Origin of the sequence: Longimonas halophila (assembly GCF_002554705.1) — a bacterium.
GTDB classification, from domain to species: domain Bacteria; phylum Bacteroidota; class Rhodothermia; order Rhodothermales; family Salinibacteraceae; genus Longimonas; species Longimonas halophila.
The window spans coordinates 34,959-49,637 of the sequence record NZ_PDEP01000016.1; the positions used below are offsets into that span (position 1 = coordinate 34,959).

Annotated in this window: 13 protein-coding genes; 6 read left to right on the top strand and 7 right to left on the bottom strand. The window is 63.0% G+C overall.

Annotated elements, in window-relative coordinates:
* Positions 1–121 precede the first annotated feature (121 nt).
* From CRI93_RS13760 to wrbA, 3 genes are all read left to right on the top strand, one after another.
* Entirely contained in the window at positions 122–553 is a 432-nt protein-coding gene (locus tag CRI93_RS13760) for a MarR family winged helix-turn-helix transcriptional regulator (RefSeq protein ID WP_098063222.1), read from the top strand.
* Positions 554–589: 36 nt separating this feature from the next.
* Positions 590–1,606 carry a VOC family protein gene (locus CRI93_RS13765; protein ID WP_098063223.1) on the top strand — a complete coding sequence of 339 codons (1,017 nt, stop codon included), beginning with the start codon at positions 590–592 and terminating at the stop codon, positions 1,604–1,606.
* A 66-nt stretch (positions 1,607–1,672) separates the two neighbouring features.
* Positions 1,673–2,299: an NAD(P)H:quinone oxidoreductase gene (gene wrbA, locus CRI93_RS13770; RefSeq protein WP_098063224.1), complete on the top strand. Its 627-nt coding sequence runs from the start codon at positions 1,673–1,675 to the stop codon at positions 2,297–2,299.
* A 121-nt stretch (positions 2,300–2,420) separates the two neighbouring features.
* Here wrbA and hpt read toward each other — a convergent pair whose 3' ends face one another.
* From hpt to CRI93_RS13785, 3 genes are all read right to left on the bottom strand, one after another.
* Complete coding sequence (gene hpt / locus CRI93_RS13775) at positions 2,421–3,008, bottom strand: hypoxanthine phosphoribosyltransferase (RefSeq protein WP_098063225.1); 588 nt, start codon at positions 3,006–3,008, stop codon at positions 2,421–2,423.
* 90 nt (positions 3,009–3,098) lie between these two features.
* Positions 3,099–4,472: a tRNA lysidine(34) synthetase TilS gene (tilS, locus tag CRI93_RS13780; protein ID WP_176521882.1), complete on the bottom strand. Its 1,374-nt coding sequence runs from the start codon at positions 4,470–4,472 to the stop codon at positions 3,099–3,101.
* Between the two features lie 276 nt (positions 4,473–4,748).
* Positions 4,749–6,539, bottom strand: a complete 1,791-nt coding sequence (locus CRI93_RS13785) for a SurA N-terminal domain-containing protein (RefSeq protein WP_245850547.1) — start codon at positions 6,537–6,539, stop codon at positions 4,749–4,751.
* 694 nt (positions 6,540–7,233) lie between these two features.
* Here CRI93_RS13785 and CRI93_RS13790 point away from each other — a divergent pair.
* Positions 7,234–8,148: a zinc-dependent peptidase gene (locus tag CRI93_RS13790; RefSeq protein WP_098063228.1), complete on the top strand. Its 915-nt coding sequence runs from the start codon at positions 7,234–7,236 to the stop codon at positions 8,146–8,148.
* On the opposite strand, the gene CRI93_RS13795 is transcribed toward CRI93_RS13790, so the two are convergent.
* Positions 8,141–9,400, bottom strand: a complete 1,260-nt coding sequence (locus CRI93_RS13795; RefSeq protein WP_098063229.1) for an aminotransferase class V-fold PLP-dependent enzyme — start codon at positions 9,398–9,400, stop codon at positions 8,141–8,143. The genes CRI93_RS13790 and CRI93_RS13795 overlap by 8 nt on opposite strands.
* 42 nt (positions 9,401–9,442) lie before the next feature.
* Positions 9,443–10,417: an ADP-ribosylglycohydrolase family protein gene (locus CRI93_RS13800; protein WP_098063230.1), complete on the bottom strand. Its 975-nt coding sequence runs from the start codon at positions 10,415–10,417 to the stop codon at positions 9,443–9,445.
* Between the two features lie 153 nt (positions 10,418–10,570).
* Here CRI93_RS13800 and CRI93_RS13805 point away from each other — a divergent pair, with 153 nt between their 5' ends.
* Positions 10,571–11,242 carry a heme exporter protein CcmB gene (locus CRI93_RS13805; RefSeq protein ID WP_098063231.1) on the top strand — a complete coding sequence of 224 codons (672 nt, stop codon included), beginning with the start codon at positions 10,571–10,573 and terminating at the stop codon, positions 11,240–11,242.
* Between the two features lie 34 nt (positions 11,243–11,276).
* Here the strand turns inward: CRI93_RS13805 and dapF are convergent, their stop codons facing one another.
* Positions 11,277–12,182, bottom strand: coding sequence for a diaminopimelate epimerase (gene dapF / locus CRI93_RS13810; protein ID WP_098063232.1), 906 nt, complete (start codon positions 12,180–12,182; stop codon positions 11,277–11,279).
* 92 nt (positions 12,183–12,274) lie between these two features.
* Here dapF and CRI93_RS13815 point away from each other — a divergent pair, with 92 nt between their 5' ends.
* A complete protein-coding gene (locus tag CRI93_RS13815) occupies positions 12,275–13,234 on the top strand; it encodes a PhoH family protein (RefSeq protein ID WP_098063265.1) in 960 nt (319 codons plus the stop codon).
* A 275-nt stretch (positions 13,235–13,509) separates the two neighbouring features.
* Here the strand turns inward: CRI93_RS13815 and CRI93_RS13820 are convergent, their stop codons facing one another.
* On the bottom strand, positions 13,510–14,367 hold the full coding sequence (locus tag CRI93_RS13820) for a 3-hydroxybutyryl-CoA dehydrogenase (protein WP_098063233.1): 858 nt from the start codon (positions 14,365–14,367) through the stop codon (positions 13,510–13,512).
* Positions 14,368–14,679 lie beyond the last annotated feature (312 nt).

A 14,679-nucleotide genomic window follows, 5' to 3' on the forward strand; every position in this document is an offset into this window, starting at 1 on the left:
CCGCAAGATGCACGAGACGCTGCTCTGATCTGCAACGACCCTGCAACGCGCGGAACGGCAAACGCGCATCAGCTTCAAATGTCTTGGTATCAAGATAAACACTCACGCACTCACATGCTCTATGGAACGCGACCGCCGCCGAGCATTGCAGGTGTGGATTGCGCTGAACCGCGCCCAGCACGCCATCGACGCGCCGCTGCGCGCTCAGGTAGAAGCGCATGGCCTCACCATGAAGCAGTTTGCGGTGCTTGAGGTGCTCTTGCACAAAGGACCGCTCCCGGTGGGCGAGGTGGGCGAGCGCGTGCTCCTTACCAGCGGCAGCATGACCTACGTGCTCGACCAGTTGGAAGACGACGGCCTGCTCATCCGCCGTGCTGATCCCAACGATGGACGCGTTCAGCAGGTGGCGCTTACCGATACCGGGCGGGCACTCGTAGAGCAGGTGTTTCCCGAGCACGCCCGGTTGGTGCAATCGCTAACGGACGACCTCTCCACCCCCGAAAAGGAGACGCTCTTCCGGCTGCTCCACCGCCTGCGCGACAGCGCCGCATAGGCGCATCCCTACACACCTACTGACTCCCCAATCCCCATGGCTTCCGACGACACGCTTCAGGGCATTCACCACGTATCCGCCGTTACCGGGCGCGCCAGCTACAACGTGCAGTTTTACACGCAGACGCTGGGACTGCGCCTGGTGGCGAAGACCGTGAATCAGGACGACACGTCGTCGTATCACCTGTTTTATGCGGATACACACGGCACGCCGGGCACCGACCTCACGTTTTTCGACATCGCCCGCGCTCGCGATCAGCACGATGGCACCGGGCTCATTACCGGCACGTCGCTGCGGGTGCGTGGCGAGGCGGCACTACAAGCGTGGGCCGAGCATCTGGATGCGGTGGGCGTGCGGCGTACGCCCATCCACCAGCGGGCCGGGCGCGCCACGATTACGCTGTATGATGCCGAGGGCCAGACCCTGCACCTGGTCGACGATGCACCCGATGTAGACCGCGTGCCCGACACTACACCGTGGACGCAGTCCCCCGTAGACAGCGACTACGCCATTCAGGGCCTCGGGCCCGTCGAGATCACCGTTGACGCCGACGCCCCCACGCGTCAGGTGCTCACCGATGTGCTCGGTCTGGCCCCCGCCCGCGACTACGTCGTTGAGGCATCCGACTCTGACGTGGACCTCCCGCATCCCCCTGACACTGCCACCGTCTTTTCGATTGGCGATGGCGGGGCGGCAGCGGAACTGCATCTGATTGAGCGATCGGACGCCGGGCGCGGCTGGCTGGGCAAAGGCGGCGTGCACCATGTGGCGCTGCGTACGCCCAACGAAGACACCATTGCCGACTGGCACGAACGCATTACGAGCGCGGGGCTGAACGTATCGCCCATCATCGACCGGCACTACTTTACGTCGATTTATGTGCGCGAGCCCGGCGGCATTCTCATCGAAATCGCCACCGATACGGGGGCGCCGTTCCCCGTGGAAGAGGCCGACGCTGGAAAAGTCACGCTGCCACCGGCACTGGAGCCGGACCGGGCCTCCATCGAAGATAAGCTCACGCCCATTGAAGCGGCTTCAGAACCTGTAGCATAACACCCGCGTGGGGAAAATGACCTGCGCATCCTTCTATTTTCTTTTGCACAATCAACCCATTTTGATATGGCGACTAACGTTCTTATCCCGTTTTACTCATCGTACGGACACACCTACCAGATGGCCCAGGCCGTGGCTGAAGGGGCCGAAGGCGTCGAGGATACCGATGTGCAACTGCGTCGCATTCCGGAGCTGGAGGGCGCCCGCCAGGCCATGAGCGGCCAGGATGCCTACGTGCAGGCACAAGAGGCCATGAGCGAGCATCCTGAAGTGACGCACGACGACCTGCGCTGGGCCGACGGCATCATCTGGGGCTCGCCCACGCGCTACGGCAACATGACCGCGCAGATGAAGCAGTTCATCGACAGCACGGGCGCGCTCTGGCAGAACGGCGAGCTGGAAGGCAAAGCCACTGCGATGTTCACCTCCACCGCCACGATTCATGGCGGACAAGAGACGACCATTCTGACGAGCCTGGTGCCGCTCTTGCATCTGGGGATGATCTTCGTAGGATTGCCCTACGGCGAGAATCCGCAGATCCTGACCACTGACGGTATTGGCGGTTCGCCCTACGGCCCCGCCACGCTGGCCGGCGGCGACGGCTCGCGGCAGCCGGTGGAAGAAGAACTCCTTTCCGCCCGCAATCTGGGCCGCCGCGTAGCCAACGTATCCGCACGTTTGAAGGGCCTGTAAGCGCTCTGCGGACGTCGTACAGTATCACGAAAAGCAGCCGGCTCCGATAGGGAGCGGGCTGCTTTTTTGTTGGCGTCGAGAGCGTGCTGGCTAAACGGGGACTCGCCCGAGGAACGCTCCGCTACTCCTCATCCAGGATGTAGATGTCGGGCAGGTTGCGGGCAATCTGGCCGTAGTCGAGGCCGTAACCAATCACGAACAGGTCGGGGATGTTGAATCCCACATAATCGAGCGGCACATTCGTGTCGTTCGAGGTGGGCTTGTGGAGCAGCGTAACCGTGCGCAGCGAGGCCGGGCGGTGCGACTCCATCATGTTCAAAATGAACTGCATGGAGAGCCCGGTGTCCACAATGTCCTCAACCACAATCACGTCGCGGCCTTCCAGGTTCGCATCAATGCGCTTCAGCTCGGTCACCTCGCCGCTGGAGACCTTCTCATCGCCGTATGACGACAGCTTCATGAAGTCAATCTCGCAGTCGATGGTGATGTAGCGCATCAGGTCGGCGGTCACCATAAACGCACCATTGAGCACGCTTACCAGAATGGGCGTGCGGCCTTCGTACTCCTCGCTGATGGCGTCGCCAATCTCCTGCAGGCGCTCCTGAATGGCCTCATCAGTCAGATACAGACGGAACTGCTCACCGCGGCACGTGAGCGTCGTATCAGGAGCCTGAGGGGTCGTGTCGGTCAAGTCGCGGGTCAAAGACATCGGGATCGTCGTCAACTGTGAACAAGGGTGGGTCGATGCAACACGCATCAACATACACAGACGTGTCGGAAAATGGTAGCGACAAACTGACTATTCACCCGCGTTCGGGCGTGGTTTCCAGCGCATCTGCACAACGCGATTGGTGGAAGCGGTTACACGCACGGCGTGGTGGATGCGATGGCCCACCACCCACAGAATGTGCTCCGCATCCACAACAACCAGCTGCTCGGCTCGCCGGTGCGGCGGCACCTTGGCGTCGGTGAGGAGATCGCTCACGGATTTGTGGCCGGTCATGCCCAGCGGCTGCAGGCGGTCGCCCTTTCGCCACGGGCGTACGGTTACGGGGGGATGCCACTGCGCTGCATCCACATAGGCGATGTTCGAGCTTTCACGGAGCGTGCGCTGCTCCGGCACATCGGTCTCGGCGCAGTGGAGCGTGCCCGTAGGCAGTTGGACGGGCGGACCTGCGAGCGACACTGGCTGCGGATCGAGGAGTGTAGGCGGATCGGCAACGACCTCCAGGTGCGTGCGCGTGCGCCACACCGTTGCGGCTCCGGCCTCCACACGACGCCCGACCTGGGCATCCGTCAGATCCGCAACGGCTTCCGCCACAGCCTGCGTGTGGGCCGCTTCGGGACAGGCCCTGCGCAGTAGCGTGCGAGCCAGAGCTGTCTGCATGACCGGGGCTGCATCGCGGATGGCTGTTAGGTCCAGGCGTCCGCCGTGCGGGGTAGACGTGTACGCGGCATCGAAGCGCTCGCGCAGTGCAGGCGTCCAGTGCCCATCTACGTATGAGCGCAGCAGCCGGGCGGTGTCGTCGATGCGCGCCTCTGCGTCCGATGCAATGTCGCGCAGCACCGGCAGCACCTCGTGACGCAGACGGTTGCGGGTGTAGTCAGCGCGCGTGTTGGTCGGGTCAGCGCGATACGGCACGCGGTGGGCCTCGGCATAAGCTTCGATGTCCGCCTTCGGGGTGTGCAAGAGCGGACGCCACAGGCGCACATCGGGGTCGTTTTGCAGCAGGCGTGAACGCGGCATCCCCGCCAGTCCACGCGGTCCCGTGCCGCGCAGCAGGTGCAGCAGCACGGTTTCAACCTGGTCGCGCTGATGGTGCGCTACGAGCACGGTCCGGCTTCCGTGTGCGCGTGCCACGCGGTGCATTTCGGCATAGCGCACCCGGCGCGCGGCGTCTTGCGTATTGCCGCTGAGCGTATCCGGACGATGCACCACGACGGGCCAGTTGGGCACGTGCCGAGCGGCCCAGTCCTGCACCAGCGCGGTGTCGGCATCGGCGCTGGGCCGCAGTCCGTAGTTGACGTGTACAATGACGCCGCGTGCGCCTTCTGCGGCCAGCGCATGCGCCAGCACCATCGAGTCGATGCCGCCACTTACGCCTACAACCACGGGCGCAGTGCCGACCTCTGCATCCGCCAAAACCGAAGCTACCGCATCACGAATCGACATGGCGCATCCGAACATGGAAAACGAAGGGCAGCGGCTTGGTCATAAATGACGTCAACTATTTTGTAGCCTGCACTGAATGTGCTTCTACGGGCGAACGGGGGACCGTTCGCCCCAGGAAAAGCTTTTATAAAGAGATCTATCGCTTAGGATATAGCCGCGACCAAACATGGCAATACGGTGAGCGGCTAAACGCGCGAAGCCCTCTTGCCACAAGATGGGCAACAGGGCTTCGTGCAGGCAGTGCGCTTGCCATTGGTGTGCTGTACGGCGGTACGATTAGAAGTAGGCCGCACGGTTGTCGTCGATGGTGGCCTCTTCGCGGAGCGATTCGATCCACTGGTTCACGACCTGTTGCTGGCGCTGGGCACGCAGTTGCTCGCGCAGTTGCGTGCGTTGGGCGTCGGTGAGCGGCTCGGGATCGTTCCAGTTCGTAACTTCAACGACGTACGCGGCGTTGGCGCCGCCCACAACGCCGGAGCGCTCGCCTGATTCGAGTCCAAAGACGGTGCCGGTAAAGGCCAGGTCGCGGCCCAGGCCCGGAATAACATTGTCGTCGTAGCCCACGCCGTCGCGGGTGCGCAGTCGCGTGTCGAGGGCGTCGGCCAGCTCTTGCAGCGAGGCCGCGCCCTGATACGCATCTTGCATGCGCTGCACCTGCACGGCTTTGCGTTTCTGCTGCAAGACGCGCGGCTCAATCTGGCTCTCAACATCGCTAAACGAGCGGTAGCCCGCTTCCTGGATGCCCGTAAGGTGGGCCACCACAAAACGGTCGTCGAGCTCAATGACGTCGCTGATGATGCCCGTTTCCTCGGCGCTCGACAAGAAGTCGCGCAGCGCGCGGCTCTGCCCCAGGCTGGGGAACGTCACATCGCCGTCTTGGGCGGTAAGCTCATCTACCGGCGCATCCTGATTGGCAGCTTCCTCTTCAAAGTCGCCTTCGTCGGAATAGAACGCCACATCGTCCATGCGGTCCTCAAGGTCGCGCAGGGTGGCCACGCTGGGACGAATTTCCAGCGCCATCTGCGCAATGTCAACGGCCACATCGGGCTCCCCATCTTCCGGTTCCTCAACCGGCTCGGTGCCCATAATACGAATGAACTGTGCGTTGCCATTTGCAACGACCATGTCGGTTACGCGCCCCGGTGTCGGATCCGCAAACACCGCCTCGGCTACCGGAGTCGGCAGCGATGATGCCTCTACGAACTCTTCAGTGTACGACACCGCCGACCCGTTGCGATCCAGGAAGCCGGCCACGTCGTCGGTGGCGGAAAACTCAGAGCGCAGGGATTCCAGGTCCTCCACAACGGCTGCTGAGTCTTCAGCCGTAGGCACCTTCGGCAGCGACGCGTACTGCACCTCGTAGGTGCGCTCGCGGCGGAAGTCCTCGCGGTTCTCGTCGTAGTAGTCGCGCAGATCCGACTCGGTAATCTCAACCTCGTCGCGGCTGACCGAGGCGTAATTCAGGGCCACGTACTGCACATCGGCCGCTGCGTTCTGGCGGAAGTGCGCATCTTGCACATCGCGCTCCGACACGTGCACCGTAGACTGGAGCAGCGTGTTCATCTTGTTCTGGCGGCGCTCCTCGCGCAGGAAGTCCTCAAGCTGCAGCCAGCTCTGGCGCATTTCGGGGTTCTGCGCCAGGTTGGCAATGAGCTGCTGATCGACCTGGCCGGAGTCGTCGGAAAACTGCTGGCGGATCACCGGGTGCGGGTTGTCGCCGTAGACCATGTCCATGACCTCGGCATCGGTCACGTCAACGCCCAGGCGGTCCATCTCCTGCTCAATGAGCTGCGTGTTTACGAGCTGCGTGTAGGTTTGCTCGCGCACCATGTCCTGCATCTGCGGCGTTACGTCGCCGCCCATCTGCTCGCGCATGCGCTGCATCTGCTGCTCCACCGCCTGCTGGAACTCCTGGTACGTGATGTCGGCGCCATTCACCACGGCAATATTGCCCGTAGGCTGCCCGACCGTGTTAAACACGTCCGAGTCTTGCAGCGTCCAAATAACGCCGAACGAAATAACGAGAATCCAAAGGATGACTCCGGTGTTTTCCCGGAGCTTGTTCATGACGCCCATACGATCCAGTCGGTCGGTGTGGAGGATGTGACGATCTTGTCAATGGCTGTTGCGCAACCTCTCCGTACCCAGCCCGCTCTCAATTGTTCTTCAGTTTGGGGATGCACAGGCCGCGCTCATCCGTTCTTCGTTCTTTGCTCGCGCTTACGCCCGGTAGGAGCCGCTCCGCATCGCTGTCTCGCTGGACAAAGGTACGGTCCTGGGCCCTGTGGTTCGCAGTGCGCACGCTGTCGCCTTCCCTGGGTCGAGGCATGGCGCGTACGTGTTTAGCGACTTGTAGCCTGCGAACCTACGCCCGGCGGTGTTTAGGCCAGGTTAGAGCGGGGTAGAGGGGCCTGAAGGGTCATGCCGGTTGTGCCCCTGAACAGCCTGCGTCGCACGGCGGAGCCATGCGACGAGTGTAAGCAAAGAACCCTGATCCCAGGCGTTCATCGAAGCACGGCGCGCCGTACCCCTACGGAATAACCTGGCCCCGACGGTCCCCCGTCGGTGCAATGGCAGAGGACGCTCCTGCGTCCGACCCACAGCGTCGCATCTATTCGGTCGTATTTCCGCCAGGGATGCATGCGGTACCGAAAGCATTCGGCACGAGTTACCCGGCTATGGGAGATCCCTACGGAATAACTCCGCCGTCCACGGGTACACGCCACACACAGTCCCTCACTCAATAATCGCGATCCATCGCATGCGCGCCTTCCGCTCTTCCACGATCTGGACTACGGCTGGACTCGCGCTCATTCTGGGGGCGGGCCTGGCTGCTATTGGGTGGCAGGTGCATCCAGCGGGCGCACTCGTGGGGCTCGGGACTGCGGGTGTCGTCGCATACCTGGGCCTCCGCCGCCCCTACCAGCGGTGGAAGCGCGCGCAAGCGGGGCTGCCCGAAGACTGGCGCACGTGGCTGCGCACCCGCATCCCGCCGTACACCGCCCTCGACGCCGACAGCCAGCAGCGCTTTGAACGCGACGTGCTGTTTTTGATGGATGAGTTCGACTTCGAGGGCATCCGCGGCGTACCAGTGACCGACGACCTGCGCCTGAGTGTGGCCGCGGCGGCGGCGCTGCTCTTGCACGGCCTGCCCGATTGGGAGCTGCCCGGCACGCGCACGGTGCTCTTTTACCCGGGCCACTTCGACGATGCGTACGACGGGAGCCGCGATGCGGGCTACGACGGCATGGCGCACGAGCAGGGCCCGCTCATCATGTCGGCTCCAGCAGTGCGGGCCAGCTGGCAGCATCCGGGCGATGGCAACAACGTGGTGCTGCACGAGCTGGCGCATCTCTTCGATTTCGACAACACCGGGCCCGATGGCGTCCCCTCGCTCGTGGACGGGCGCTCGGCAGCGGCGTGGCAGCAGCTCATTCGCACCGAGATGCGCAAGGTAGAGCGGGGCACGTCGATTCTCGATCCGTATGCGGCCACGGCGCCGTCGGAGTTCTTTGCGGTGGCGGTGGAGCACTTCTTTGAGGAGCCCGAGGCGGTGCGCACGGAGCATCCAGAGCTGTTCGAGGCCATGACGGCACTGTTCAACTGGACGCCTGCGCATCCTGCTGAACCCGAACCGGATGCAGACCCCGAGACGCTCCGAGACGATGCTACGTGACGGGTCCACTGGTTTCTGGCGCAAAGTCGCGATGTGCCCCGGTTTCGAGGGTCTCGGTGAGCACGTCGAGGGCGCGGTGCATGTCGGCTTTGGTGTTCCACACGAACGGCGCCATGCGCAGGAAGCGGTTCTTGCGGCTGTCGGTGTAGATGTGCTGGGTCTTCAGGTATTCGCAGAGCTTGTGCGCCTCGGGCACCTCCAGCACAAGCAGAGTGCTCCGCTGGTCCGGATCGCGCGGCGAGCGCATGGAAAAGGGAGCCTCGTCGGCACGGTCGATGACGATTTGGCTTAGGCGCTGCGTGTGAGCGTGCACAGTGTCGAGTCCTGCTTCCAGGAGCAGGCGCACACCTTCTACGGCATGGTAGAGCGAGGCGACGGCGGTGGTGCCGCCCAGAAAGCGGCGGCGCACGTCGGGGTGCGGCTGGGGCGTGTCATTGAAAGCAAACGGCTCGGCATTTCCGAACCAGCCCGTAAGCCGCGGGGTGAGCTCCAACCCCTCGCGCAGATAGACGAAGCTGTTGCCCGAGGAGCCGCAGCCTTCTTTTAGCAGCCCACCCATGTAGACATCCACGCCCAGCGCATCCACCTGAATGGGAAAGGTGCATGCGCTGTGGTAGCCATCGATAACGAAGAGCGCGCCCTGAGCATGAGCCGCGTCGGCCACGGCGCGCAGTTCGCGGTCGGGGATGCGCTGCCCGGTCGTGAAGCCCACATGGCTGAGCACGACCATCGCCGTGTCTGCCCCAATGCGGTCGATGACGCGCTCCACATCGACATGCCCGTGTGCGGGGCGATCCACGACGGCGGGTGTGAGTCCGTTCAGTGCCTGCCAGCGGTGCACGCTGTGCTTCACCGACGGAAACGCACTGTCAACGAGCACCACCTCATTTCCGCGCTCAATGACCTCGGGCGCCGAGAGCAGGCATTGCATCGTCCAGTGCACATGCGGCTGCATGATGCAGGTGCCGTGCGGCGCGCCCAACAGCGGGGCAATGAAGGCATCGCCCAGAAACATGGGCAGCGTCCACCACCCCACGTTCTCTTCGGAGCCGTTTGTGGCGGCGGGCTGCCAGTGATTGGGCACGTGGTTCCAGGCATCCACGCCGCGCCCGCTCCAGTCCTCAGCAAAGCGCTGCATCATGGTGGGCACGCGCCTGGGCATCAGTCCATGCGTAAAGGCGCGCAGTTCTACGGCCTCGTCGGGGCCGGGGCGGACGAACGCATCGCGGAGGGAGGCAATCGGAGTGGACATACAGCAGTAGGAGGATGCGGGGGAGCGGGGACAACGAGCGGGCTACGCGGCAGACTCCGCAGGCAGGATGCGGCGGGCAAAGGATTCGCCGTGCTGGCGCAGGTGGTCGGCGGCTTCGAGGCCGGTTTTCCACTCGTCGGGGAAGGCATCCCAGCCGTGCAGCGTGCCCAGCAGCGCGCCCATCATCGCGCCGGTGGTATCGGCATCGCCGCCCACGTTGATGCCCGAGAGCGGCGTATTTTCGAGAAGCTGCGGTGCGCGGGCCACCATGGCAACAGCAAAGGGCCACGCCTCATCGGCAGCTACATTGGCGCCGTTGCATACGTCGCGCAGATCGAGCGGGAACTCGCGGAGTTGGTCGCTAAGCTGCTTCAGGCGATCGGACACGCGGGCATCGTCACCCAGCTTTTCTTCGGCCCAGGTTGTCGTATCCACCAGATGCTCCCAGAAGTCGGTGCGGTCGAACGTGTCGAGCGGATGCGTGGCGCAATAGCGAGTAGCGGCGGCCTGGCCCCATCCGGCAGCAAGCGCGGCAGGGTGGGCATGCGTGACCGAAAGGATGTCGCGGATGGGTGGGAAGGCGGCATCCCGATTGAGATCGGAGGCCGCCCACCAGAGTCCGAGCGGAGCGGCACGCATGGCCGCGCCATCGGTGGGGCGTTCGGCGCGTCCGGCCTTTAGCGGCGGTGTGCCATTGGCCAGACGCTCAATGGCAGCCGTGGTGGTAGGTCCCCAGCGGCGCGCCTCGTCCTGTAGCGCGGTGTACTCGGCAGCCACCTCGGCAGGCCACTGGTCGGGCGCTGCCGTAGCCACCACACGAGCCACCGCAAAGGTGAACTGCGTATCATCGGTCCACTGCCCCGCCGAAAGATCGCCGCGCCCATCATCGTCGCGGTACTCCTTGATGCCCTTGTAATAGGTGCGAATGTTCTGATGGCTTAGGCCTTCAACAGGCATGCCAAGCGCGTCTCCTACGGCTGTGCCAAGCAGCGTCCCCAGACAGGTATCGGTAGTCATACAGAATCGAAGATGATAAATAGGCGCAACGTATGAAGCGGGCATCGGTGTAGTAGAGAGCAGCATATGCTCCCTGCATCACAATGCATCTGCTATACGACACATTGGGGGTTATGTTGAACCGGATTTGTTGAACGAATTGATTGTACACGCATGACCGATTGGCTGGTCGGGGCCTGGGCGGTGTTTCAGAAGGACGTGCAGATTGAGCTGCGTCAGCGGGTCGCCCTGAACATGCTTGGGCTGTTTGTGCTCACAACGCTGGCTTTGGTGCTGTTTGCTGTGGGCCAAGAGACGCTGGCGCCCGCCGTGCAGTCGGCCTTGCTGTGGATTGTCATCCTGTTCTCGGCCTCGATCGGGCTGGGCCGTGCGTTTGTGAGCGAGGCGGAGGCAGGCACGCTCTTGCTGTTGCAGCTGCACGTGCGTGGAAGCATGGTCTTTGCCGGAAAACTGCTGTTTACCGTGCTTCTGGTGCTCGGACTAAACGTGGTGGCCGTATCGCTCTTTGTGCTTATGCTGGATGTGTCGGTGGGCGCGCCGGGGTTGCTCGTGGGCGTGCTGGTGCTGGGCGCGTTGGGACTGTCGGGGGCCACCACGCTGCTGGGCGCGCTGATTGCTCGGGCGCGGCAGCGCGGCCCGCTCCTGCCCGTGCTGCTGCTTCCGGTGCTGATGCCACTCCTGCTGTCGGTGGTCGAGGCCACGCGCATCGCCCTAACAGGCGGCACCTGGCGCGCCGCGCAAGATGAGGTCCTAACCCTGATCGGGTTCGCCGGCACGACCATCACCGCTGCGGTGCTTCTGTTCGACTACGTGTGGCAGGAGTGAGGTGGGATGTCCGCTTTCATCATCTGCGCGCTGCTTACGGCGTCCATTTCAGCGTGCCCTCGTACACAGCGCGGGCCGGTCCGTCGAGATGCCAGGGGGCGGGCGCCTTGTCATCGGATGCGGGGCCAACCTGAAACGTGCCGCCTGACGTGTGGATGGTGATCGGCGGCGTGAGCGTCTCTTGCTGTAAGGCCGCTGCTGCCACAGCCAGCACGCCGGTGCCGCAGGCGGCAGTCTCGGCTTCCACACCCTTTTCGTACGTGCGCATTCGGGCGGTGTGGGCATCGATCACAGCCGCCAGGTTCACATTGGTGCCTTCGGGGGCGAACGCGTCGTCGTGGCGCAGGGGCGGGGCCAGGGTTTCGAGCGGTGCTTCGTTCAGCGCGTCCGTTGCATCTGCAAACGCAACAATGTGCTCGGTGCCCGACCAGACCTGGTGCCAGTCGAATCCGGCGGAGTCGGCGGTCTGCAGCGTGACATGAGCCGTGTAGCGCGAGGGTTCAGGCACCCACAGGCGCACGGGAGCGTTGGGGTCGTTCGGTACATCGGCCGTGTAGCGTCCAGCATCTGTGCTGAAGGTAAGGCGCGTGCGGTCCTGCTGTGGGGAGCCGAGTCCGGCATTGGCAGCGAAGCGCGCCAGGCACCGGGCGCCGTTGCCGCACATCGTGGCCATGGAGCCATCGGCGTTGACGTAGCGCATCCGAAAGTCGGGGACGGGTGCTGTGGAGGCACGGTCCTCTGCATCCCCCTGTGCCGATGCGGATTCGGGCGGATGCAGGGCGAGCACGCCATCGGCCCCTACGCCCCGGCGGCGCGGACACCAGCGGCGGGCCAGCGCCTGTAGTTCGGCATCAGAAAAGTGGAAGAATCGATTGTCAACGACGATGAAGTCGTTTTCGGCGCCTTCCATTTTCGTGAACGATACAATCAGGTCGGGCATATGGCAAACAAACGCTGAAACGGTACATACTACATGCGGCGGGGCCAATGCGCCCCTTTCGTGTTCTGATTCCCCGGTTTGCTACACTGTCCTTGGCTGAGAAACGTTTTAGCATTCAAGACACCGATCCGCTCCTCCTGTTTGGCTTCAACGATGCGCATCTGCGCACAGTCGAGCAGGCGTTTCCGGAAGCATCCATTACTGCACGCGGCACCACCGTATATGTTGAGGGCCCCGAAGAGGTGGTCGAGGCCGTTGATGCCGTCTTTCAAGAACTGATGGTGCTCCTGGAGCGCAACGACGCGCTGGCCGAGGAGGACGTGAAGACGGTGCTGGCCCTGGAGCAGTCGAACAGCGATCCGGCCCCAACAGCGAACACGCCCGATGCCGATGTGGTGCTGCACACCCCCGACGGCGAGGCCATTCGTCCGCGTACGCCCAACCAGGCCAAACTGGTCGAGTCGGCGCGCACCAACGACGTCGTTTTTGCGATTGGCCCGGCGGGCACCGGCAAAACCTACATGGCGGTGGCCATGGCCGTGGCCGCGCTGAAAGAGCACCGTGTCAAGAAGATCGTGCTGGCGCGTCCGGCGGTAGAGGCGGGCGAGCAGTTGGGCTTTCTGCCGGGCGACTTCTACGAGAAGATCGATCCGTACTTGCAGCCGCTCTACGATGCGCTCGGCGACATGATGCCGCACGACACGTTGGCCGAGTACATCGAGACGAACCGTGTGGAGATCGTTCCGCTGGCGTACATGCGCGGGCGGACGATGAAGTCGGCCTTCGTCATCTTGGATGAGGCGCAGAACGCGACCACCGGCCAGATGAAAATGTTTTTGACGCGCCTTGGACCCAACAGCCGGACCATCGTTACTGGCGATGTGACACAGACCGACCTGAAGGACCGCCGCCGCAGTGGACTGGTGCAGGTGCAGCACATCCTGGAAGGCATCACCGGCATCGACTTTATATACCTGACGCCCAAGGACGTGGTGCGCCACCGCCTGGTGCGCGACATCATTGCAGCGTACGAGAAGCATGAAGAGGGATGAGCAGGGCGCCTTGTATCCCCTAAACACAAACCGCCCCACCGAGCGCAGTGTCGATGAGGCGGTGTGAGGAAAGCGCTGTGCGCAACATATCTAACTTAAGTTGCGGGGTATAGCAGCATTCCCCCACATTCTGTCATTCTGAGGAGCGAGGCGACGAAGAATCTCTCCCTATGAGAGCAAAACAGCCGAGATGAGGAGATTTTTCGACTCCGCTCCGCTGCGCTCAAAATGACAGCCTATGGGTGGTACCTTGGGTCCTATAAGGCGTTAGAGCACTACCCGTCGTACGAATAGAAGCCCTGTCCCGACTTGCGTCCGAGGTGACCGGCCGTCACCATCTTACGAAGGAGTGGGCATGGGCGGTACTTGTCGTCGCCGAGCTCGCGGTGCAGCACCTCCATGATGCCCAGGCACACATCGAGCCCGATGAAGTCAGCCAGCGTGAGCGGGCCCATCGGGTGATTCATACCCAGCGTCATGACCGTGTCGATGTCCTCTTCGCTGGCCACGCCCTCCATGAGACAGAACACCGCCTCGTTAATCATGGGCATGAGCACACGGTTTGAGACAAAGCCCGGCGCATCATTCACCTCGACGGGCGTCTTGTCTAAGTCGAGTGCCAGGCGCTCCACAGCGTCGAATGTCGCGTCGCTGGTGTCGAGGCCGCGCACGACCTCCACCAGCTTCATGATGGGCACCGGATTGAAGAAGTGCATCCCGATGACCTGATCGGGACGGCTTGTCTGCGCCGCCAGCCACGTAATCGAGATCGAAGAGGTGTTGGAGGCGAGAATCGCATCGTCGGGAGCCGCCTCATCCAGCGTCTCAAAGATCGGGCCCTTCACATCGGTCGTTTCGCTTACGGCCTCAATGACGAGCTCAACATCCGACACCGCCTGGGCGAGATCAGTATGCGTGCGGATACGGTCGAGCGTGGCCTCGCGCTCAGCAGCGGTGATGCGTTCCTTGTTGACCTGGCGCTGCAGGTTGGATGCGATGGTGTCGGTGCCCTGTTCGAGCGCCTCCTCATTGACATCGATCAGCGTTACGGTGTACCCATTCAGTGCAAGGACGTGAGCAATGCCGTTGCCCATGGTGCCAGCGCCCACCACGGCGGTGTTCGAAAAAGACATAGAGGGATGCAGAGGTTGGAAGCGGTTTCAGCGAATACGCTCCCAACGTACCCATGCGCCACCGCACGATCCACCGAAAAATGCACGAAGGCGATACATAGGCGCTCAACTCCGGTGGACTGTATCCAGCGGCGACGAATCCGCTCGTCCTGCCTGAACGGTTGGCTTCGAATCCGCCGGTTCGCCCCCCGATGATAGTCCGCGTTCGAAGCGTGCATTGGGGATGCCGAGCGCGGAGGAAAGACACAGCGAGTCTCAAAAAAGCAGTGCTGTACATCCACGCGTTATTTACCGTATTCCCACTGACGAAAA